We start from the raw sequence: 23,383 nt of genomic DNA, 5'->3' as shown, positions 1-23,383 counted from the left end.
TTTAGCAATACTATTGAAAAGACAACTGGAAACAGTTGTCTTTTTTTTATATTAGCAATACCTTAACATCTGTTATATACCAATTTAAATTCTATTTAATGTAATTTGCAATTCTTCATTCTGATAAAATTTAAACAATGACACCAAAGAAAATTATTCCCTTTTTAGTTGTATTATTATCCTCGTTCTCTGGTTTCGCTCAAGAGAAATTCACGCTAAGCGGAACTATTATTGATGCCAATAGTAATGAAACTTTAATAGGTGTCAATGTTGTAATTCCAGCATTAAAAACCGGCGTAACCACTAATGAATATGGCTTTTATTCCATCACTGTACCACAAGGAACATACAGTATACAAATCAGTTATTTGGGCTATCAAACCATTGAAGAAACAATAAATCTGAACCAAAATATAAAAAATAATTTTAATTTATACAGTAATGAAACCGCTTTGAAAGAAGTAATCATTACCGATAATAAAACAAAAACTGACATCAAGAAGCCTGAAATGAGCGTTAATAAACTCTCTATTTCTGCTATTAAAAAAATGCCGGTTGTTTTGGGTGAAGTCGATGTTTTAAAATCTATTTTATTACTTCCTGGCGTTACTAATGCTGGCGAAGGCGCCTCAGGTTTCAATGTTCGTGGTGGCGGTGCCGACCAAAATTTGATTTTACTAGACGAAGCAACTATATTTAACTCTTCACACGTTTTTGGTTTTTTCTCTGTTTTCAATCCAGATGCCATCAAAGATTTAAAGTTATACAAAGGCGGAATTCCGGCTCGCTACGGCGGAAGAGCTTCTTCGGTTTTAGATATTTATCAAAAAGACGGCAACAGTAAAGGATTTCATGTCAATGGAGGAATCGGATTGATTTCCAGCAGGATTTTGGCCGAAGGACCATTGGTAAAAGACAAAGGCTCGTTCCTTATTGGCGGCAGAAGTTCCTATGCGCATTTATTCCTGAAACTTTCCGAGGAACAAAAAAACAACTCGGCATATTTCTATGATTTGAATACGAAATTGAGTTATAAATTAGATTCAAACAATAGCCTGTATTTATCCGGTTATTTTGGACGCGATGTTTTTAGCCTGAACAAAAGCTTCACCAACATTTATGGAAATGCCACTTTAAACCTGCGTTGGAACCACTTGTTTTCTGAAAAATTATTTTCGAATTTATCGCTTATTTACAGTGATTATTATTACGGTTTGGATTTGGATTTTGTAGGTTTCAAATGGGATTCCGGCATTAAAAACTACAATATCAAATACGATTTCAAGAATTATATTTCGGACAAATTCAAATTAAATTACGGGGTAAACGGAATTTATTACGAGTTCAATCCCGGAACTATCAAACCATCTGACGCGAACTCCGGAATTAATTTTGCTCAATTGGATAAAAAATATGCTTTCGAACCGGCTATTTACATCAATGCTGATCACGAAATCTCCAATAAAATAGCACTTTCCTATGGACTTCGCTATAGTATGTTTTACCGTTTGGGACAATCTACCGTGAATATTTATGAAAATGATAATCCGGTAATTTTCAATTCAGAATTACAGATTTATGAAAAAGCAACTCCAATTGGCACAAAGTTTTATGAAAGAAATAAAGTCCTTAAAAGTTATAATTATTTGGAACCGCGTTTTTCATTGGCGTATCAAATCAACAATGACCAATCTGTAAAAGCAAGCTACAACAGAATGGTGCAGTATTTACAATTGATTTCAAACACCTCATCGCCTACTCCGCTTGATGTTTGGACGCCAAGCGATCGTTTCATCAAACCACAAATTGCTGATCAAGTGGCTTTGGGTTATTTTAAAAACTTCGAAAACGACATGTATTCTCTTGAAGTAGAAACCTATTATAAAGAAGTGCAAAACCGATTGGATTATATTGACGGCGCTGATTTGATTGCCAATAAAGCCATCGAACAAATAATCCTGAACGGCCAATTAAGATCCTACGGTGTAGAAATCATGTTCCGAAAAAACGAAGGTAAATTTAATGGCTGGATTTCGTATACATTATCCAAATCAGAACAACAAACACCGGGAAGGACACGTATCGAAACCGGAATCAACAACGGCCAATGGTACAATTCAGTATATGACAAATTACACAATATTGCCATAACCACTTCTTACAATTTAAATGAAAAATGGTCTTTTGGAGCTAATTTTGCTCTGCAAACCGGGCAACCGGTAACCTATCCCGTTGGGCAATATGAATATTTAGGAATCAATGTACCCAGTTACGGACTGAGAAATGAAAATCGTCTTCCGGCATACCACCACCTGGACATTGCCGCAACATTGACTCCAAGAAAAAACAAAAACAGAGAATGGAAAGGAGAATGGGTTTTTAGCATTTACAATTTGTACAATCGAAAAAATGCCGCCTCTATCAATTTTAGACAAAACTCAGATACCGGAAGCAATGAAGCTATAAAAACTTCTATTTTTGGAGTAGTTCCTGCGGTGAGTTATAATTTCAAATTTTAAGTTTCGAATTCAATAAGGCAAAGAAATAAAAAATAAAATCATGAAAAAAATAACACTATATCTAATACTTATTATTGCTGTTTTTTCAGCAAGCTGTGAAGATGTTATCGAAGTAGATTTAGACAATGCACCGCCAAAACTGGTTATTGAAGCAGCAATCAATTGGAAAAAAGGAACTTCAGGAAGCCAACAGAAAATAAAACTAACCACTACAACCGGATTTTACAGTACTGAAATTCCAAAAGTTTCCGGAGCAACAGTTTCCATTAAAAACAGTTCTAATGTAGTTTTCAGTTTTTCAGAAATTGCAAATACCGGCGAATATGCTTGCGCTACTTTTATTCCGGTAATCAACGAAACCTATACGCTAACTGTTGTCAGCAAAAGCAATACGTATACCGCAACCGAAACATTAAAACCCGTTACGCCAATAACTAAAATTGTTCAAAATAATCAAGGTGGATTTACTGGAACTGATGTTGAAATTAAAACATTTTATCAGGATCCGGCGGATGAGAGTAATTATTACCTGTACAAATACGTGTATTCGAACCAAGTAAAATCAAACTTTTATGTAGACCAAGACGAGTTTTTTAACGGAAACGAATTCTTCAGTATCTCTCAAAATGATGATTTAAAAAAAGAGGATAAAATTGAAATAAGCCACTTTGGGATTTCTAAAGCATACTACAATTACATGAGTGTTTTAGTAAGTATTGCTGGAAATAATGGCGGCGGACCGTTTCAATCTCCGCCTGCAACCGTAAGAGGAAACATCATCAATACCACCGATGGGGCAAATTATCCTTTGGGCTATTTCTCCCTCAGTGAAGTCGATGTTAGAAATTACACGATTGAATAATTAGGAGCTAATCCAGCTGTTCATTACAACCAAAAACAGGTTCTAAACAGGTTTCCAGTCCGTATAAGGAGCTTCCTTTGGTCGCTCTTCTACTGCCGGAAAACTAAAGTTCACAACCTGTTTTGGTTTTCATTGCCATCTGGGCTAGTATGCAAGAGATAAAACGAGAACTTTTATTTACTTTTACATCATAATTTATAATTCATAATTAACTATGTCTTCACACCATATCGTTCGCGATGACCAAGAGCCTGCTTTAATAATTGCCAATGGCGCTTCCTGTAACCCGGAACTATTGGGTCAATTACTGGAATGGTCGCCGCTTGTGGTAGTCTTAGATTCGGCTATGGTTCGCGTCATGGAATTAGACATCAAAGTCGATGTCCTTTTAGGGGATTTTGACAGAGGATTTGATCCTGAAATTTATAAAATATCTCAATACCCAATCGAAATCATTCATACGCCGGACCAGAATAAAACTGATTTAGAAAAGGCTTTTGACTATTTAATCGAAAGAAAAATTCCCGCAGTAAATGTCGTTTGGGCAACTGGACGTAGAGCCGATCATACGATTACCAATCTGACTAACATTACACGATACAGAAATTTATTGAAGATTGTTATTCTGGACGATCATTCAAGAGTGTTTTTATTACCTAAGAAATTCGAAAAATGGTATACAGCAAACACTCCTATTTCATTAATTCCTATTGGTCATGTGACTGGAATTCATTCGAATAATTTATTCTATCCATTAAAAGATGATAGTCTGACCATTGGTTACAGAACCGGAAGCAGCAATCACGCGATCAAAGACGGCATTGTGACAATAGAACATGACGAAGGGGATTTATTGATGATGGAATGTCTGGATTAGCATTTATTGAATAGTCAACAATGCATTTCTCACAATTTCATAATGACTCCAAGGGATAAAATGATTCGCTTTTTCGATCGTTATTGTGTCCATTGATTTTGCATTGACGAACATTTTTTGCATAAAGGCAACATTACTGTACGGTACCAAAACATCTTTAGTTCCATGAATAATCGTAACCTCACAAGTAATTTTTTTTAGTTCCGGCTCTAGAGCTACCAAATCCTGTTTCAGCCACCACAACTCATCATTAGAAGGACGCAATGCTCCGGGAATCAAATACCGCAAAGGCTTTGCCTTGATAACCGTTCTCCATTTCTCTGGGTTTTCAGCTTTCGGGTCCAATGATCCAGCCAGTATCACCAACCTTTTGTACCAAGAAGGATTATCCGCAGCCAATTGAGCTACAACTGGTCCGCCTACAGAATGCCCCACCAAAATTAGCGGCTTTTTATTATCTATTTTTTTTATAAACTCCGATATTCTTTGAGATTGTATGCTTAAATTTTGAGCATCGCCAAAATCACTGTATCCAAAACCCGGTCGATCAATCGCAATCATTCGGTATTTTTTCAGCAATAAAGTATCTTTAAGATATTCTTTGAAGGCATTCCAGCTTCCGGGCGAACCGTGTACAAAAAATAATGTTGGATTTTGCATATTACCCGTTTCAACATAATGAATTTTATAGCCTTCAAAAGCAATTGTTTTATCCTGAAATTCTATTTTTGATGGAGCAAAAAATTTTGATGTCTCTTTATTCGAAAATCGCATCGTCATACAAGACTGACACATTACGATATACAAAAAAATTAAACTGTAAGCTATGTATCTCTTTTTAAAATGAAATGTAGCGGGTATAAAACTCATACTATTTGTATTTTTTATAAAAGTACCCGTTTTTATGGTTCTAAAAAACGGCAATATTCTAATTTTATGATTTATTTTAGATCTGTCTAATGGGTCAAAGTCGTCTTTGTCCTTTTACAAAATAGTTATGCTTATCTTTGCATCGAAATATAGAAAATGAAACCGAAAACGATTACCGAAAAGACTAATTTACATCCGAGAAATCTAGATAGATTTGGATATAATTTTGAGCAATTAATAGACAAATCTCCTGAATTAAAGCATTTTGTTTCTATCAACGAACATGATATTGAGACTATTGATTTTAGTAATCCTGATGCCGTAAAGTCACTCAATAAAGCGTTATTATTATCGCATTATGATATTCAAAACTGGGATATTCCTAAAAATTATCTATGTCCGCCCATTCCCGGAAGAGCCGATTACATCCATTATATAGCCGATTTATTAGCTTCAAGCAACAATGGAATCATTCCTGAAGGAGAAACTGTCCAAGGTTTAGACATTGGTGTTGGTGCCAATTGCATTTATCCAATAATTGGTAATTCCGCATACGGATGGAGTTTTATAGGAACAGATATCGATTTAAAAGCAATTGAAAATTGCAGCGCTATCATTGAGGATAATCCAAAACTAATTGATGCCATCAGTTTACAACAACAAACGGAATTGCGTTTTATTTTTAAAAATATAATCACTCCCGAAGACAAGTTTACATTCACTATTTGCAATCCTCCTTTTCATAATTCAAAAGAAGAGGCTACAAAATCTTCCATAAGAAAAATTAATAATCTGGAAAATACCAGAACTAAAAATCCAGTTTTAAATTTTGGTGGTCACAATGCTGAATTGTGGTGTGAAGGCGGCGAATTAGGTTTCATTACCCAAATGATTTACGAAAGTGCAAAATACCCAATGCAATGTTTATGGTTCACGACTTTAGTCTCTAAAAAAGAGAATCTATCCAGTCTTTACAAAACATTAAACAAGGTAAGTGCTGTCGAAATTAAAACGATTGATATGGCTCAAGGCCAAAAAACAAGCCGAATTGTAGCTTGGACTTTTTTGAGTGAAGCCCAACAAAATACTTGGAAGTTCGAATAAAACCAGTATACCCCTCCATAATCAGGTTAGATATCAAATATCTCTAGCAAAAAAATTATTGCATTTTCAGTGAGAAGAATACAAATTAGCTTTTTCATAAAAAAAATTGGAAATAGATAAGTATTCACCATTTAACAAATATCTTGATCATTTTTATCCAAATTAACGTTATTTAAGTAGTATTTTTACGGTCATAACTTTAAATAACCAAAAATGAAAAAACTTTTCTTTATTCTAACTTTAATTTTTTCAGCAGGAATATCTGCTCAGGAAATTAAGGTCTCCGGTGTTGTTACTGACGACTCCAAAGCCACTTTACCAGGAACTACCATTATAGTTAAAGGAATTGCAAAGGGGACTACTTCAGATATAGATGGTAAATACACAATAACTGCAAAAATCGGAGACGTTTTGCAGTTTTCTTATGTAGGACTTGAAACTAAATCGGTAACTGTAACAGGAACTACAATAAACGTTACTTTAACAGGAAGTGGTGAAACACTTCAAGATGTTGTTGTGCTAGGTTCTCGAAATCCTACCAGAACTGTTACAGAATCTGCTGTACCAATTGATGTGATTTCTATGAAAGACATTGCTTCTCAAGGTCCACAAGTCAACTTAAATCAAATTTTGAATATGGTTGCGCCATCGTTTACGTCAAATACTACAACCGTAGCGGATGGTACGGATCACATTGATCCCGCACAATTAAGAGGTTTAGGTCCTGATCAGGTATTGGTTTTAATAAACGGCAAAAGAAGACATACTTCTTCTTTAGTAAATATTAACGGTTCCCCTGGAAGAGGATCTGTTGGAACAGATTTAAATGCGATTCCTGCTTTTGCAATCGAAAAAATTGAAGTATTGAGAGATGGCGCTTCAGCGCAATATGGTTCTGATGCTATTGCAGGTGTAATCAACATTAACGTCAAGAAAAATACCAATAAATTAGATGTTGCCCTTTTTGGAGGAGGAAATCTTTCAAAAGGAGCTAATGATCATACTGGTGGTATTGATGGTGCTAATTACCAATTAGACTTAAATTACGGAACTGGTCTTGGTAAAGAGAAAAGCTTTATTAATGCAACTGCCAGTTTTCAACTTAGAGATGCTACTAGCCGAGCAAAAGATGTGACCGGTAATTTATTTAATGCCTATAATGCTGTTGAACAAAGAGCTGCAGAAGCTGGAACAAATATTAATGCTCTTTTTGGAAATATTAATAATACTCCAAATACGGTACAAATACTTACCACAATAAAACAATATGCTCCTACAGTGGGTTATTTTACAGCAGCGCAACAAACTGCTATTACTGGTGCTGCTACAATTTCTCAAATGCAAACAGCATTAAATTTTGATGCAACTGCCGGAGAATTAGCGTATCGAGGTCTTGAAAGAAGAAATTTCAATATGAGAGTAGGACAATCTTCTTTAAAAAGTGCTCAATTCTTTTTAAATGCCGCCTATCCGATTACTGACAAATTAGAAGCGTATGCTTTCGGAGGAACTAGTTATAGAAATGGTGAAGCTGCAGGTTTTTACAGAAGACCAAATCAAGCCCGATCATATACAGGATTGTATCCAAACGGATTTTTACCAGAAATACATTCAACAATCAACGACGTCTCCATTGCAGCCGGTCTTAGAGGTATGATTTTCGAAAATTGGAATTTTGACTTAAGTAACACTTTTGGAAGAAATGCTTTTGATTACGGAGTTGAGAATACAGTGAATGCCTCTTTACGAGAAAAGTCTCCAACTGAATTTGATGCCGGTGGTTTGGCTTTCGCCCAAAACACAACAAATTTTGACATGAACAGAAAATTTGATGTTCTCGAAGGATTAAATGTTGCTTTTGGTGCAGAATATCGTCATGAAAACTTCGCTATAAATGCAGGTCAGCCAGAATCTTATAATTTATATGACATTAACGGAGGAGTAGTTACAGGAACAACAGCGTCAAATATTAGAGTGACAGACTTTTTTGGTTCAGCAAGACCAAATGGCTCTCAAGTATTTCCTGGTTTCCGCCCTGCAAATGCAATTGACAAAGACCGTAATAGTGTCGCCGTTTATACTGACTTAGAACTAGACGTTACAGACAAATGGTTAATAAATGGAGCCGTTCGTTTTGAGAACTATTCGGATTTTGGAAACACCACTAATTTCAAAGTAGCGACTCGTTATAAAGTAACTGATAATATCAATTTACGTGGTGCAGTTTCAACTGGATTTAGAGCGCCTTCATTACACCAAATCTACTTCAATTCAACCGCAACACAATTCGTAGGTGGTGTCCCATTTGAAGTAGGAACTTTCAGTAATGATTCACAAGCAGCGCAATTGTTAGGAATTCCTAAATTAAAACAAGAAGAATCTAAAAGTGCCAGCGTTGGTTTTACTGCGAAAATTCCAACAGCTAATCTAACATTAACAGCTGATGCTTATATTGTACAAATTGACGACAGAGTAGTACTTACCGATCAATTCTCAAGACCGGGCGGAACTCCTGCAGCAGGAACTCCAAACGCAGTTTTGAATGCATTATTCGATGAAGCAGGAGCTACAGCAGCTACTTTCTTTGCTAATGCAATTAACACCGAATCAAAAGGAATTGATGTTGTGATTAGTCATAAAACCAGTTTTGGAAACAACGTTTCTTTGAAAACAGATTTATCAGGAACTTTTTCTAATACTTACCGAGTTGGACAGATTAACGCTTCGCCTGTACTTGAAGCGGCAGGTCAGATAAACAGATACTACTCCGAAGCAAGTAGAGTTTATCTGCAAGAAGCAATTCCTAGAGTAAAAGCTAATTTAACCAATTCTATTAGCTATAAAAAATTCGATTTCTTCTTAAGAAATGTTTATTTTGGTAAAGTTACTGATCCAAATACGGCAGACGTAAATGGAGACGGAAGAGTTGAAGGCATAATTGTAAATGGACAAGCAGTAGAAATTGAGCACCCAATCTGGGGCGCTAAAATAATTACTGATTTATCAGTTGGTTTCAAAATTACTGATGCTACAAAAATTGTTGTTGGAGCTAATAATATTTTTGACATTTATCCAGATATGAATCTTGGAACGCAAACTGCAATCAAACCTAGATTAGTGTCAGGAGCTATCGATTATACAGCTGCTCCATCGACAATCGATTTATCAAATGCAAATCAATTTGTATATTCAAGAAACACCTCTCAATTTGGTCAAAACGGTCGTTTTGTTTTTGCCAGATTAAGCTTCAGTTTCTAGAAAAATATTTTATAGTATGGAAAGCCATCAACTAAAAGTTGGTGGCTTTTTTTTTTGGCTTAAACTTTGCTAAAAAAAGAATCCAAACTTTGTACCTTTGTTTTTCTTAACCTTTGTCCTTTATTTTAAATGAATTTCCAAGTAGTATCCGATTACCAGCCCAAAGGCGACCAACCCCAAGCGATTGAAAAATTGACTCAGGGGATTATTGATGGTGAAAAATTCCAAACGTTATTGGGAGTTACCGGATCTGGAAAAACTTTTACGGTTGCTAATGTGATTCAGGAAGTACAAAGACCAACTTTGGTTTTGGCACACAACAAAACCTTAGCGGCACAATTATATTCAGAATTCAAACAATTCTTCCCGAATAATGCCGTGGAATATTTCGTTTCTTATTACGATTATTACCAGCCCGAAGCGTTTATGCCCGTAACCGGCGTTTTCATCGAAAAGGATTTATCCATCAATGAAGAACTGGAAAAAATGCGAATGTCAACAACCGCTTCGTTGCTTTCTGGACGAAGAGATATTTTAGTAGTGGCATCGGTTTCGTGTTTGTATGGTATTGGAAATCCTATCGAATTTCAGAAAAACTTGATTCCAATTGAGAAAGGACAAATCATCTCCCGAACTAAATTATTGCATCAACTGGTGCAAAGTTTATATTCCAGAACTGAAGCCGATTTTAATCCAGGAAGTTTCAGAATAAAAGGTGACACAGTAGATGTGTATCCTAGTTATGCAGATGAAGCATATCGCGTTCATTTTTTTGGTGATGAAATCGAGGAAATTGAAAGTTTTGATACAAAAAATTCTAAAGTCATTGAAAAATTTGATAAACTGACGATTTATCCAGCCAATATGTTTGTGACTTCTCCCGATGTTTTGCAGGGTGCCATCTGGGAAATCCAACAAGATTTGGTAAAACAAGTCGATTATTTCAAGGAAATTGGAAAACATTTGGAAGCAAAACGATTGGAAGAACGCACCAATTTTGATTTGGAAATGATTCGCGAACTTGGTTATTGCTCCGGAATTGAAAATTATTCCCGTTACCTTGATGGTCGTTTACCAGGAACAAGACCATTTTGTTTATTGGATTATTTCCCAAAAGATTACTTAATGGTGGTGGATGAAAGTCACGTGACTCTTTCTCAAGTTAGCGCCATGTACGGCGGGGACAGAAGCCGAAAAGAAAATTTAGTAGAATATGGTTTCCGACTTCCGGCTGCGATGGACAATCGTCCGTTGAAGTTTGAAGAATTTGAAGCGATGCAGAACCAAGTAATTTACGTTTCGGCAACACCAGCCGATTATGAATTGCAAAAAACAGAAGGTGTCGTTGTGGAACAGGTAATTCGTCCCACAGGATTATTGGATCCAATAATCGAAATCCGACCAAGTTTAAACCAGATTGATGATTTAATCGAAGAAATTCAGGTTCGAGCCGAAATTGACGAACGCGTTTTGGTAACCACTTTAACCAAAAGAATGGCGGAAGAATTGGCCAAATATTTAACCAAAGTCAATATTCGTTGCCGTTATATTCATTCTGAAGTAGATACTTTGGAACGAATCGAAATTATGCAAGATTTGCGAAAAGGAATTTTTGATGTACTAATTGGTGTGAATTTACTTCGTGAAGGCTTGGATTTACCCGAAGTTTCTCTAGTAGCAATTTTAGATGCAGACAAAGAAGGTTTTTTACGAAGCCATCGTTCGCTTACGCAAACAATAGGTCGCGCAGCAAGAAACCTGAATGGAAAAGCAATTATGTACGCTGATAAAATTACGGCAAGCATGCAAAAAACCATTGACGAAACCAATTATCGCAGAACCAAACAAATGAATCACAATACTGCCAATAATTTGGTTCCTCAAGCTTTGAATAAAAAGATTGAGAGCGCCTTTACTAAAAATCCTTTGGCAGATTATGAATTAGGCTACACTAATTCAATTGCAGCCGAACCTGTTACTGAATATTTATCAAAAGTTGAAATAGAAAAACGCATTCGGGAAAAACGAAAAAACATGGAAAAAGCAGCAAAGGAATTGGACTTTATGCAGGCCGCAAAATTACGTGATGAAATAAAAGCGTTGCAAGGACAATTGACTTAATTCTGCTCTTCCTGAAAAACATTTAATAAAACTTCACCATCAATAATTACATTTGGCGCTTCCTTCATTAACTTAAGAATACGTTTCGTAGCTTCTGGATTGAGTCCCATGTCAATTGCTATTTGTTGGATAGCGACAGTTTCTTTTTTATGCAAAACACCATCGCTATGCATTAATAAAGCCAATCTGTAAAATTGTTGAATGCGTTGAAAATTTGATTTAATAGGTAATTGGGGTAATTCCTGATGAAACAAATCATTGAATCCTCCTTTTTCTATATTTAATTCATTGGCAACAATAAACAAAAAATCGTATTCTCGCTTGTGCAATTGTCCGTCAACTGTAGAAAAAGCAATCATCTCTAAAAGTAAGCTTCTTTTTTCCTCGTAAGTATCCATGAAATTATTATTTTTAGCTAAAATATTGATTTTTTTAAATAAAACCACAAAATACCAGCAATGATTCAACAACTTAAGTTAATTGTTATCATACTACTTTTTTCGACAGTAAAAAATTTCGCTCAAGAAAGTACCGCTTCAAAACAAGTTTCTACCTTTACTATTGAGGCACCGCAACTTAAAACAGCAAAGAAAATCTGGGTATATCTTCCTAAAAATTACTTGGTTTCAAAAAAGAAGTATTCCGTGATCTACATGCACGATGCCCAAAATCTATTTGATGCTAAAACTTCCTATTCTGGGGAATGGAATGTTGATGAAAAATTGGACAGTCTCAATGCACAAGTCATTGTCATAGGAATCGAACACGGAAATGACAAACGTTTAGAGGAATTAACGCCCTATAAAAATGCAAAATATGGTGGCGGAAAAGCAACTGATTATTTAGAATTCATAGTAAAAACGTTGAAGCCAAAAATTGATAAAACTTACCGTACAAAACCGGAGAAAAAAAACACCACTATCATGGGAAGTTCTTTAGGTGGTTTGACTTCCTTTTACGCAACTTTAAAATATCCTGAAGTGTTTGGTAAAGCAGGTATTTTTTCGCCCGCTTTTTGGATTAACCGCAAAGAAATTTTCGAATTAGAAGAAAAAAATAATAAGCAAAAAACAAAATATTATTTCCTTTGCGGAGATAAGGAAGGTGACGATGATTCTATGATTGTTGACCTCAATAAGATGGAACACCTAATTAATACTAAACGATGTTATTGCCTCAATTTGAATGAAAAGAAAATCGTAAAAGGAGGACAACACAATGAAAAGTTATGGCGCGATGGTTTTATCAAAGCCGTTTTATGGCTCGGTTATTAATTTAAAAGATAAATACATTAATTTTAAGTACTAAATCAGATTCAGATGGAACTAATCTTAAGAGAATACAACCTTAAATTAAAACATACCTTTACGATTTCAAGAGAATCGATTGACTTCCAACCTTCATTGATTGTAACATTAAAAAGTGACGGATTCTCCGGTTTTGGCGAAGCGACATCTAATCCATATTATAGGACAACCGTTTCAATGATGATGCAGGATTTAGAAAAAATTCGATCTGTAATTGAAACTATAACAAATGAAACACCCGAAGATTTTTGGACAAAAATTCATCCTTACTTAAAAAATAATATGTTTGCTTTGTGCGCTTTGGACATGGCGTATACTGATTTGTATGCTCGAAAAAAAGGAAAGAAATTGTACGAGTTATGGAATTATTCCATCGATAAAAATCCACTGACCGATTATACTATTGGGATAGCTTCCATAGAAAAAATGGTTGCTAAAATGAAGGAATTGCCTTGGCCGATTTATAAAATAAAATTGGGAACCAAAGAAGATATTGCCATTGTAAAAGAGTTACGAAAACACACGAATGCCATTTTTAGAATCGATGCCAATTGTGGTTGGGGAGTGGAAGAAACCATAAATAATGCAGTCGAGTTAAAAAAAATAGGCGTAGAATTTTTGGAACAACCCATGAAAGCAGACAATTGGGAAGGACATAAGGAAGTTTTCAAACATTCTGTTTTACCAATAATTGCTGACGAAAGTTGTATTATAGAAGAAGATGTGGCCAAATGTCACCATCATTTTCATGGCGTAAATGTCAAATTAGTAAAATGTGGCGGATTAACTCCCGGGAGACGCATGATTGACGAAGCCAAGAAATTAGGTTTAAAAACGATGGTCGGTTGTATGACCGAATCAACTGTAGGGATATCGGCAATTGCGCATTTATTGCCGCAACTGGATTATGTCGATATGGACGGAGCATTGCTTTTGGCAGAAGATATTGCAACTGGTGTAACCATAGATTTTGGAAAAATAAGCTATTCCGACTTAAATGGTACGGGTGTAACTTTAATCTAGTTTTAAATGAAAGTTAACCAATTTCCAGATCGAATAATAGAAATCGACAATACAGACTATTTATATTTTGGTGGAACGGCCTATTTGGGTATACCAACACATCCTGAATTCCAAAAACTGCTTATTCAAAATATTTTACAATGGGGAACCGCTTACGGGAGTTCCAGAAGCGCCAACATTCAACTGACCGCCTACGAAAACGGCGAACGATTTTTAGCCAATTTCGTCAAAGTGGATGCAGCTCTTACCCTTTCTTCTGGCATGTTAGCAGGAAAATTAGTTATTGAAGCATTAACACCTGAAACGGATTTATTTTTTCATTTTCCTGATACACACACTGCCATCAAAGCGATAAATAGTATTCCTTTTTTTATTGGAAATGAATTAAATCCTCGTTTGCTGGATAACGTACCTGAAAAAATTACGATTCTAACCGATGCTGTTCCTTCTTTTCATGTAAAACCAATCGATCTTTCAGTTCTAAATTTAATTCCGTCCAATAAAGAAATAACTTTGATTGTAGACGAATCCCATTCGCTTGGAATTTTAGGGACGAATGGTTGCGGAATTTTTTCGAATATTGATCTTCCTAATATTAAAAGAAAAATCATGATAGCGTCTTTGGGAAAAGCTTTCGGATTGACGGGAGGCGTAATTGCCAGCGACTCTGAATTTATTAATCAAATGACCGTTCACGATACTTTTGTTTCCAGTGCCGGAATGAATGCGGCATTTGTACAAACTATGGCTGATGCGGCAGCGATTTATTTGCAACAGCATCAAAAATTAAAAGACAATTTGAATTATGTAGAAGCTCATTTAATTAAAAATAAAACAATTGATTTTGATCCAAATTACCCTTTAATTTATCCTGAAATTGAAGGAATAAATAAAATTTTCACTTCGAATAAAATTATAGTAACCAATTTTAAATACCCGACTGACACTAAGGATTTGAATCGAATTGTGATTACTGCCAATCACAAAAAAGAAGATTTGGATAAAATAATTCACATTCTGAACCAAAACCAATTCTAAATCTAAAATTGTGGTGCAATTGCTTTTAAACCGTACCTTTGTAAAAAATTAGAATATGATGACAAATAACGATATCTTTAAAAAACTTCGCGTAGCATTAATGTTGCGTGACGATCAAATAGTTGAAATATTAGAATTAGTAGATTTTAGAATCACTAAATCAGAATTGGGTGCTTTTTTCCGTGATGAAAAACATGAAAATTATATGGAATGTGGTGACCAAGTGTTGCGTAATTTCCTAAACGCTTTAGTAATTCACTTGCGTGGAACGAAAGAAAATCCAAAAAATCCAAACGATGTTTTAGCCAAACATAAAGCGCAAATTCCTGCAAAAGAAGGAGCTAAAGACAGACCCGAATTTAAGGCAAAACCAAGAGACGAAGAAAAATCAAGAGGCGACGAAGCACCTTCAAAATCGAAGCCTGCTGCAAAGAAACCGTTCAAAAAACAATTTTCAAAAGGAGCTCCAAAAGTTCAAATAGTGGAAAAAGTGAAATTTAATTTCGGTAAGAATAAAAAATCGTAAATATGTAGAGAGGCACTGAAGCCTCTCTACGATAAATCTATAAATTAAGAAAATCCTGAACGAGAGTTCAGGATTTTTAGTATATATAATATTCTATCAAAAAAACACTTTAAGAACTACAGCTTAACATAGAACACCCCACTTTATCTCGGGCCCAATCCGGTCTTTTGGCAAACCATTTTTGAAAATTTGGCTGCTCATCGTAGGGATTTTTAAGCATTTCAAATAACTCCTTTAGCAGCGAATAATCTCCCTTATCTGCATCATCAATACACAACTGCGCCATATAATTTCGCAATACGTATTTTGGATTTACGCTATTCATTTGCTCTTTTCTTTCAGTATCTAATAGCGTTTCTTCTTTGATTCGAATAGTATACTTCTCAAACCAGTCGTGCCAATCTTTCAAGATCGTTTCATTCAAATCCTTTTCGTTATAGAACGCATCTTTTATTGTATAGAAAGCTGTTGTTGCATCATCTGCTTTAGTAACATTCCCCAGATTTCTAAAGAAAATCGTCATATCGGTTTCTACTTGTTCCAGCAATTGAGTCAAACTCTGAATCAAAACTACATCTTGTTCTTTTTTAATTTGGAACCCGAGTTTATTTTGTATCATATTCAAAAACTCCTTTTCGTAATCAGTACTAAAAGCGTCCAAAATAGTTTCCAGCGGTTTAGCATCCTGAATCAAAGGATACAAAGCATTGGCCAATTGATACATATTCCACAGCGCAATCTCAGGTTGATTGCCAAAACGGTATCTTTTATGTTGGTTATCCGTTGTGTTAGGCGTCCAACTGGAATTATAGTCTTCCAACCAACCGTAAGGTCCATAATCAATGGTAATGCCATGAATGGACATGTTGTCGGTATTCATAACGCCATGAACAAAACCTACACGTTGCCAGTGCACAATCATGTTTAGGGTAGTTTGGGTAACTTCATGAAAAAAGTCCAGATATTTCCCGACACCTTCCCCTTGAATATGAGGAAAATGATGTTTGATGGTAAAATCAGCTAATAATTTGAGATTAACATAGTCTTTTCGAGAAGAAAACAGTTCGAAGCTACCAAACCGTATAAAAGATGGAGCTACTCTACAAACAATTGCGCCTTTTTCGTAGGCAGGATTTCCATTATACAAAACATCACGCAATACTTGATCGCCAGAAAGCATTAACGAAAGCGAACGTGTTGTTGGGACACCCAAATAATGCATGGCTTCGGCACACAAATACTCTCGAATGGAAGATCGTAAAACTGCAAAACCATCTGCTGTTCGGGAATATGGTGTAGGCCCAGCTCCTTTCAGTTGCAAAGTATATGCTTTATTTTCATGAACCACTTCAGTAAGATTAATAGCCCGACCGTCACCTAATTGCCCTGCCCAATTCCCAAATTGATGTCCGGCATAACACAATGCAAAAGGTTTCGTTTCTGGATAAACGGTGCTTCCTGAAAAAATATTTAAAAAATCAGCTGAAAGTATATCTTCATAAGAAAGACCAATAGTATTTGCCACTTCATTTGAAGCGTGAATCAGAGAAGGATTTGAAGGTTTTTTGGGCAATACATACGAATAAAAAGCTTGCTCAACCTGTCTTGGCGAATTGTTTTCATTTGGATCGGCAGGTAATTCAGTTATAAAATTATTTTGTAAATGAAGTTTCATAGTATTTAAAAAAGATTTTTTACACTAGTAAAGGTAACTGTTGTAAGTCAGTATTATTTATACTTTTATTTATTTTTATGATTTTTAAGGAACTAAAAATTCTAGCTAAAAGAAACACCTCCCTAAAAACCCTTCAAAAAAATTCTAAAATAATTTTTAATAAATAAATCTAGAAACAAAAAAATCCTGTCGAAACAGGATTTTTTTAGATCAAAATTAAATCTTTATTCGTTATGTAAAAACGCTTGTCTGTTTAGTAGCGTTTCCTCGCTTTCTACATGATTATCATCCGGAATACAACAGTCTACAGGACATACTGCAGCACATTGTGGTTCATCGTGAAAACCTTTACATTCTGTACATTTTCCTGGTACAATGTAGTACACTTCGTCAGAAATAGGAGTTTGAGCTTCATCAGAATCTACTTCGGTTCCATCAGGCAAAATTACTTTCCCTTTCAGTTTTGTTCCGTCTTTATATCTCCAGTCATCTGCTCCTTCGTATATTGCTGTATTTGGGCACTCTGGTTCACAAGCACCACAGTTGATACATTCGTCTGTTATAATAATTGCCATTTTTCTATAGTTTTAAAGTCTTAATGTCTAATGTCAAACGTCAAAATTCTTTTGACATTAGGACTTTTGACATTAGACATATTTATGCTTATTTTTGTGCAAAATTACAATCAAAACTATTCATAAGCAAACATTATGACATTAGAAACAAAAAAAAGTGTTTTTGTTGAATTAGGAAAATTCCTAAGTCAATTTTCTGAAGATAATACTTACCGAAATCCGAGTGTTTTGCACAACGATGTGTTTTTTGAAGATTTCATAGCATTAATAAAATTATCTCAATCCCATAATGGATGGTATACACCGGAACAAGTCTATTTTTCTATTCAATCTTGGGCTGAAGCATTAACTGCAGAAAACTTAAATCAATGGCTTTCTGCTTATGATTTTCCAATAAAAGAGCCAAAAAACATCGCCTTAATTCTTGCCGGAAACATTCCGTTAGTGGGTTTTCATGACTTTCTTTCGGTTTTAATTACAGGAAATAATGTATTGGTAAAAACATCTACAAATGACCAACATTTGTTGCCTTTTTTAGCAAAGTACATCCTAGCAGTTGACCCTAAACTAGCCAATAACATCACTTTCGCAGCGGGAAAATTAGAGAATTTTGATGCTGTAATAGCAACAGGAAGCAATAATACGGCGCGTTATTTTGAATATTATTTTAAAGACAAACCTTCTATCATTCGAAAAAGCAGAAACTCAATTGCTGTCTTGAATGGAAAAGAAACCAAAGAGCAACTAGCTGCTTTGGGGGAAGATATTTTTCGCTATTTTGGATTGGGTTGTCGCAATGTTTCAAAACTTTTTGTCCCAAAAGGATACACATTTGATGCCTTTTTTGAAGCAATATTCGAATACCAAGATGTAATACATTATGAAAAATATGCTAACAATTACGATTACAATAAAGCAGTTTTCCTGATGAGTAATTTCAAACTATTAGACAATGGCTTTTTGACAATAAAAGAAGACAAAAGCCATGCATCGCCCATTTCCAGTGTGTTTTATGAGTTTTATGAGAACATCAATGAGCTGAAAATGAGATTACAATCAGAAAATGAGCAAATTCAGTGCATTGTAAGTGACAATCTTATAGCGGACAGTATTGGTTTTGGACAAACCCAAAAACCTAAATTATGGAATTACGCGGATAACATCGATACTATTTCGTTTTTGTTAACAACATAGCTGAAATATGTTTAATTATTTCGAATTATTTAACGCCTTTTAAATTCCTATTGCCGAAATTTGCACTTTAATTTTTTGGACTTAAACTACACCATGAAAAAACACAACTACAGCGCAGGACCTTGTATTTTACCACAAGAAGTTTTTGAAAAATCAGCACAAGCAATATTAAATTTTAACGATTCTGGGTTATCGCTTTTAGAAATTTCGCATAGAAGCAAAGACTTCGTTGCCGTAATGGATGAAGCAAGAGCAATTGTTATTGAACTTTTAGGCCTTGAAGGCAAAGGATACAGCGCCTTATTTCTTGCTGGCGGAGCTAGTTTAGAATTTTTGATGGCTCCTTATAATTTAATGAAAGAAGGCGGAAAAGCAGCTTATCTTGATACCGGAACATGGGCATCAGCTGCTATAAAAGAAGCAAAACTTTTTGGAGATACCGTTGTTGTCGCTTCATCAAAAGAACAAAATTACAATCATATTCCAAAAGGGTATACTGTACCTACAGATGCTGATTATTTCCATTGCACGAGTAACAACACTATTTTTGGTACACAAATGAAGGAATTCCCGTCACTTGATATGCCAATTGTATGTGATATGAGTTCTGATATATTTTCAAGAGAATTGGATTTTTCTAAATTTGATTTGATTTATGCAGGAGCTCAAAAAAATATGGGTCCGGCAGGAACTACTTTGGTTGTTGTGAAAGAGGAAATTTTAGGTAAAAATGGCAGAATAATCCCAAGCATGTTGGATTATGCTAAACATATCAAAGCAGAAAGTATGTACAATACGCCACCTGTTTTCCCTGTTTACGCATCTTTATTGACCTTACAATGGTTAAAAAACCTTGGTGGTGTTGCTGCAATTGAAAAAATAAACAATGCTAAAGCAGCATTACTTTATGGAGAAATTGACAGAAACCCTTTATTCAAAGGAGCTGCAGCTGTTGAAGATCGTTCTAAAATGAATGCTACTTTCTTATTGAATGACGAAGCTCATGCAGAAACATTTGATGCTATGTGGAAAGCCGCAGGAATATCTGGATTACCTGGACACCGTTCAGTAGGTGGTTACAGAGCTTCTATGTACAATGCGCTTCCATTAGAAAGTGTTCAAGTATTGGTGGATGTAATGAAAGAATTGGAAGCTAAAGTTTAATCGTTAATCCGGTTATTTGTTTAACCGAAAACCAATTAGTCCAAATTAAACCACTGTTGATCTACTGGGAATTCTAGCCCCGATAGCAGTGAAAATCCTTTTTTGAGGTTTTTACCGAAAAAAAGATTGTAACGGATAGCGGGAAGTAGCTCCAGAAAAATAAAATAATAAATTAAATATGAGGATGAGGTTCCTTCATTCCTCGCAATGTCATAAAAAATCCTGATTGAATCTTTAAATCATTTAATTTTTCAATCTTTAAATATAAAACATAAATGAAAGTATTAGCCAATGACGGAATTTCTAAAAGTGGAATTCTAGCTTTAGAAAAAGGTGGATTTGAAGTTATAACGACAAAAGTAGCGCAAGAACAAGTGGCTAACTTTGTAAATGAAAACAATGTAAGCGTTGTTTTGGTGCGTAGTGCTACCAAAGTTCGTAAAGATATTATTGACGCTTGCCCAGGATTAAAAATCATTGGTCGTGGTGGCGTAGGAATGGATAATATTGATGTGGACTATGCGAAAAGCAAAGGAATTCACGTAATCAACACTCCTGCTTCTTCATCAGAATCAGTTGCAGAATTGGTTTTTGCACATTTATTCTCTGGTGTACGTTTTTTACATGATTCTAACCGAAATATGCCTCTTGAAGGAGATACAAACTTTGAAGGTTTGAAAAAAGCATACGCAAACGGAATTGAGTTAAGAGGAAAAACTCTTGGTGTTGTTGGAATTGGGCGTATTGGTCAAGCTACTGCTAAAATGGCATTAGGTTTAGGTATGAAAGTGATCGCTGCTGATATGTTTATCCCACAAGTTGACGTTAAAGTGGAATTTTTTGATGGTCAATCGATCACGACAACGATCGTTTCTCAATCATTGGAATCTTTATTCAAAGAAGCTGATTTCATAACCTTGCACGTTCCTGCTCAAGATGGTTACATCATTGGAGAGAAACAATTGGCGATCATGAAAGACGGTGTAGGTATTGTAAACTGTGCTCGTGGTGGTGTTATTGATGAAGTGGCTTTAGTAAAAGCATTGGATAGCGGAAAAGTATTATTCGCTGGATTGGATGTTTTTGAAAACGAACCAACTCCAGAAATGACTATTTTGATGAATCATAAAATCTCAATGACACCTCATATTGGAGCTGCAACAGGAGAAGCACAAGATAGAATTGGTACTGAATTAGCTTCACAAATTATTAGCATATTAGGCTAGTATTTTTGTATTAAATAATAAAAAGGGATTCATTAACAATGGTAATGAATCCCTTTTTTATTCCATTTCTTTTCTACTGTATAATACACTATGTTCTAAAAACAAGTCCAAGTCCAACTAACTGATAATTAAATTTTTAAAATAATACGATACCGAATTATTTATTTTGTAACTTTATAAATCATTCTTTAATCATGAAAAATAGTTTTTACATACTACTACTTTTTTGTTTTATCATAGGTTGTACTACTTCTAAACCTATACTCTCAGGCAAAGGAGAATCAACTATAAAACAAAGTGACACGGTAAGAATTGCCAATGACGAACTCGAATATGAAGTCATAATTATAGATCCGGGTATTAGCACTTGGCTTATTTCAAGAGCATATCCTAGAGGGTATCACTCCCAAACCTACTTAGAAAACAAAAATCTAATTTGGATTAGCGAATGGAATAGTCGCGTTTTACAACCTCAACGCTATTCCTCCAATCTATACGAAATGACCATCAATTATGATCCAAATATTAATTATGGATATGAAGTGAATTATTTAATCTACAACTACTTGGTTTATTTTCAAAACACATACAAACAAAAATTTTTTGGTTTTGTCCCCATAAGATAATGTTACTATATTTGTAATCATTATAATAAAAATGAATAAACTAAAACAACGTTGGGGAATTGAAACAAATTTTCAACTCACAATCATATTTATCGTTTTTGCAATTACCGGTTCGGCTTCAGCCTGGCTATCAAAGCCCTTTTGTTTTTGGTTGGGAATTACAAAAGATGACTTAGGCTATTGGTTCACTCCTGTCCGATTATTATTGATTTTTCCAATATACCAAGTACTTTTAGTCTTAATCGGATTTCTATTCGGGCAATTTAAATTCTTTTGGGCATTCGAAAAAAAGATGCTAAAACGAATGGGATTCGGATTTTTTTTTAAAGAATAAAAAACGCCTCAATTACGAAGCGTTTTTGTTTTTTATCCAATAATTATAAATCCATGTCAAGGTAAATGTGGGGATAATATCCGAAAATGGCAAGATCTCTTCCAGAAAAGTAACGACTCCACCCACTTTCCCAACCGTTCCTTTATACATTGTTGTCATTAAATAACCGGCAATGGGAGCCCAAACCACATCAGAGAATTCTCCGACGAATGGAACCGTAAACGATACCATACCTATCGCATCAAATAATATCCCCAGAAAAAGATTTCTTCTTTTGTTATCTGTTTTGCCAATTTGCACTTTTTCCATTATTCTGTTTTAGAACTATTTATACAAATCTAATGCCAATTAATTTTTGAGCTTATCTTTGAAAATTTTCTTCAATTTTTCAACTTTTGGCGTAATTACATAACTGCAATATCCCTGCAATTTATTTTGATTGTAATAATTCTGATGATAATCCTCAGCTTCATAAAATAATGTCGCTGGCGAAACTACGGTAACAATTGGTTCTCCAAACGTGTTTTCTCTAGTCATCAAAGCAATATACGCTTCGGCTAAATCTTTCTGATTTTCATTATTATAAAAAATTTCGCTTCGGTATTGTGTCCCAATATCATTTCCTTGACGGTTCAAAGTAGTGGGATCATGCGTGGCAAAAAATATTTCCAACAGTTCACCAAAACTTATTTTACTAGAATCAAAAGTAATTTGAATCGCCTCTGCGTGACCGGTATCGCCATTGCAAATGGCTGCGTAAGTTGGATTAGTTGTCGCTCCGCCTATATATCCCGAAACCACTGTTTTCACTCCATTCAATTCTAAAAAAACTGCTTCGGTACACCAAAAACAACCGCCGGCAAAAGTAGCTACTTCCATTCCTTGTTCCATTTCCATTTATTCGTTTTTTTTGTTTACAAAAAATATGATTTTAGATTATTACATCGAATAATTTAAAAACCAAATTTAATCTATTAATTGAAAGTGGTTATTCCCTATTAACTAAAATTTATAATTTGTGAAAGGAAAATATAGTGTCAACCATTTAATAATGATTAAAATCTTTGTTTCTTTGTAAAAACAG

Annotated in this window: 21 protein-coding genes; 15 read left to right on the top strand and 6 right to left on the bottom strand. The window is 34.9% G+C overall.

Annotated features, from left to right (window positions below):
- Positions 1–137 precede the first annotated feature (137 nt).
- The 3 genes from ACNQGD_RS10565 (at position 138) to ACNQGD_RS10555 (ending at position 4,258) form a co-directional block, all read left to right on the top strand.
- The gene (locus ACNQGD_RS10565; protein ID WP_417999248.1) at positions 138–2,519 is read left to right on the top strand and encodes a TonB-dependent receptor; all 2,382 of its coding nucleotides are present in this window, start codon (positions 138–140) and stop codon (positions 2,517–2,519) included.
- A gap of 40 nt (positions 2,520–2,559) precedes the next feature.
- Complete coding sequence (locus tag ACNQGD_RS10560) at positions 2,560–3,381, top strand: DUF4249 domain-containing protein (protein WP_417999247.1); 822 nt, start codon at positions 2,560–2,562, stop codon at positions 3,379–3,381.
- A 214-nt stretch (positions 3,382–3,595) separates the two neighbouring features.
- Positions 3,596–4,258, top strand: a complete 663-nt coding sequence (locus ACNQGD_RS10555) for a thiamine diphosphokinase (RefSeq protein ID WP_417999246.1) — start codon at positions 3,596–3,598, stop codon at positions 4,256–4,258.
- A 3-nt stretch (positions 4,259–4,261) separates the two neighbouring features.
- Here the strand turns inward: ACNQGD_RS10555 and ACNQGD_RS10550 are convergent, their stop codons facing one another.
- A complete protein-coding gene (locus ACNQGD_RS10550; RefSeq protein WP_417999245.1) occupies positions 4,262–5,128 on the bottom strand; it encodes an alpha/beta fold hydrolase in 867 nt (288 codons plus the stop codon).
- 156 nt (positions 5,129–5,284) lie between these two features.
- Between ACNQGD_RS10550 and rlmF the strand changes: the two genes are divergently transcribed.
- The 3 genes from rlmF to uvrB all read left to right on the top strand — a co-directional run bounded on the left by rlmF (position 5,285) and on the right by uvrB (position 11,611).
- Entirely contained in the window at positions 5,285–6,232 is a 948-nt protein-coding gene (gene rlmF / locus ACNQGD_RS10545; protein WP_417999244.1) for a 23S rRNA (adenine(1618)-N(6))-methyltransferase RlmF, read from the top strand.
- Between the two features lie 213 nt (positions 6,233–6,445).
- Positions 6,446–9,490 (top strand): TonB-dependent receptor, encoded by a 3,045-nt coding sequence (locus tag ACNQGD_RS10540; RefSeq protein WP_417999243.1) that lies wholly within the window; start codon positions 6,446–6,448, stop codon positions 9,488–9,490.
- Positions 9,491–9,619: 129 nt separating this feature from the next.
- A complete protein-coding gene (gene uvrB / locus ACNQGD_RS10535; RefSeq protein ID WP_417999242.1) occupies positions 9,620–11,611 on the top strand; it encodes an excinuclease ABC subunit UvrB in 1,992 nt (663 codons plus the stop codon).
- On the opposite strand, the gene ACNQGD_RS10530 is transcribed toward uvrB, so the two are convergent.
- Complete coding sequence (locus ACNQGD_RS10530) at positions 11,608–12,009, bottom strand: excinuclease ABC subunit B (RefSeq protein WP_417994908.1); 402 nt, start codon at positions 12,007–12,009, stop codon at positions 11,608–11,610. The two genes, uvrB and ACNQGD_RS10530, sit on opposite strands and share 4 nt — an antisense overlap.
- A gap of 60 nt (positions 12,010–12,069) precedes the next feature.
- Between ACNQGD_RS10530 and ACNQGD_RS10525 the strand changes: the two genes are divergently transcribed.
- The 4 genes from ACNQGD_RS10525 to ACNQGD_RS10510 are packed head-to-tail and all read left to right on the top strand — an operon-like array spanning position 12,070 to position 15,505.
- Positions 12,070–12,885 (top strand): alpha/beta hydrolase, encoded by an 816-nt coding sequence (locus ACNQGD_RS10525; RefSeq protein WP_417999241.1) that lies wholly within the window; start codon positions 12,070–12,072, stop codon positions 12,883–12,885.
- 45 nt (positions 12,886–12,930) lie between these two features.
- Entirely contained in the window at positions 12,931–13,941 is a 1,011-nt protein-coding gene (locus ACNQGD_RS10520; protein WP_417999240.1) for a dipeptide epimerase, read from the top strand.
- Positions 13,942–13,947: 6 nt separating this feature from the next.
- Complete coding sequence (locus ACNQGD_RS10515) at positions 13,948–14,979, top strand: aminotransferase class I/II-fold pyridoxal phosphate-dependent enzyme (RefSeq protein ID WP_417999239.1); 1,032 nt, start codon at positions 13,948–13,950, stop codon at positions 14,977–14,979.
- A 58-nt stretch (positions 14,980–15,037) separates the two neighbouring features.
- Complete coding sequence (locus ACNQGD_RS10510; RefSeq protein ID WP_416847745.1) at positions 15,038–15,505, top strand: DUF1456 family protein; 468 nt, start codon at positions 15,038–15,040, stop codon at positions 15,503–15,505.
- Positions 15,506–15,614: 109 nt separating this feature from the next.
- Here the strand turns inward: ACNQGD_RS10510 and ACNQGD_RS10505 are convergent, their stop codons facing one another.
- Positions 15,615–17,180 (bottom strand): protein adenylyltransferase SelO, encoded by a 1,566-nt coding sequence (locus ACNQGD_RS10505; RefSeq protein WP_417999238.1) that lies wholly within the window; start codon positions 17,178–17,180, stop codon positions 15,615–15,617.
- Positions 17,181–17,404: 224 nt separating this feature from the next.
- Entirely contained in the window at positions 17,405–17,755 is a 351-nt protein-coding gene (locus tag ACNQGD_RS10500; protein ID WP_073207893.1) for a 4Fe-4S dicluster domain-containing protein, read from the bottom strand.
- Between the two features lie 135 nt (positions 17,756–17,890).
- On the opposite strand from ACNQGD_RS10500, the gene ACNQGD_RS10495 reads away from it, so the two are divergent.
- The 5 genes from ACNQGD_RS10495 to ACNQGD_RS10475 all read left to right on the top strand — a co-directional run bounded on the left by ACNQGD_RS10495 (position 17,891) and on the right by ACNQGD_RS10475 (position 22,299).
- The gene (locus ACNQGD_RS10495; protein WP_417999237.1) at positions 17,891–18,949 is read left to right on the top strand and encodes an acyl-CoA reductase; all 1,059 of its coding nucleotides are present in this window, start codon (positions 17,891–17,893) and stop codon (positions 18,947–18,949) included.
- 93 nt (positions 18,950–19,042) lie between these two features.
- Positions 19,043–20,113 carry a 3-phosphoserine/phosphohydroxythreonine transaminase gene (gene serC, locus ACNQGD_RS10490; protein WP_417999236.1) on the top strand — a complete coding sequence of 357 codons (1,071 nt, stop codon included), beginning with the start codon at positions 19,043–19,045 and terminating at the stop codon, positions 20,111–20,113.
- A gap of 275 nt (positions 20,114–20,388) precedes the next feature.
- Positions 20,389–21,339 carry a D-2-hydroxyacid dehydrogenase gene (locus ACNQGD_RS10485; RefSeq protein ID WP_417997419.1) on the top strand — a complete coding sequence of 317 codons (951 nt, stop codon included), beginning with the start codon at positions 20,389–20,391 and terminating at the stop codon, positions 21,337–21,339.
- Positions 21,340–21,533: 194 nt separating this feature from the next.
- Positions 21,534–21,965, top strand: coding sequence for a DUF6146 family protein (locus ACNQGD_RS10480; RefSeq protein WP_417999235.1), 432 nt, complete (start codon positions 21,534–21,536; stop codon positions 21,963–21,965).
- Between the two features lie 31 nt (positions 21,966–21,996).
- Positions 21,997–22,299, top strand: a complete 303-nt coding sequence (locus ACNQGD_RS10475; protein WP_417994898.1) for a DUF6787 family protein — start codon at positions 21,997–21,999, stop codon at positions 22,297–22,299.
- 12 nt (positions 22,300–22,311) lie between these two features.
- On the opposite strand, the gene ACNQGD_RS10470 is transcribed toward ACNQGD_RS10475, so the two are convergent.
- Together ACNQGD_RS10470 and msrA are read right to left on the bottom strand one after the other, a co-directional pair.
- Positions 22,312–22,608: a hypothetical protein gene (locus tag ACNQGD_RS10470; RefSeq protein ID WP_417994897.1), complete on the bottom strand. Its 297-nt coding sequence runs from the start codon at positions 22,606–22,608 to the stop codon at positions 22,312–22,314.
- A 39-nt stretch (positions 22,609–22,647) separates the two neighbouring features.
- Positions 22,648–23,196, bottom strand: a complete 549-nt coding sequence (gene msrA / locus ACNQGD_RS10465) for a peptide-methionine (S)-S-oxide reductase MsrA (protein ID WP_417994896.1) — start codon at positions 23,194–23,196, stop codon at positions 22,648–22,650.
- Between the last annotated feature and the right edge of the window lie 187 nt (positions 23,197–23,383).

Source organism: Flavobacterium glucosi, from assembly GCF_048286535.1.
Taxonomy (GTDB): Bacteria; Bacteroidota; Bacteroidia; order Flavobacteriales; family Flavobacteriaceae; genus Flavobacterium.
Note: the sequence above shows the minus strand (reverse complement) of the source record. Positions and strands in the feature narration are given on the sequence as shown.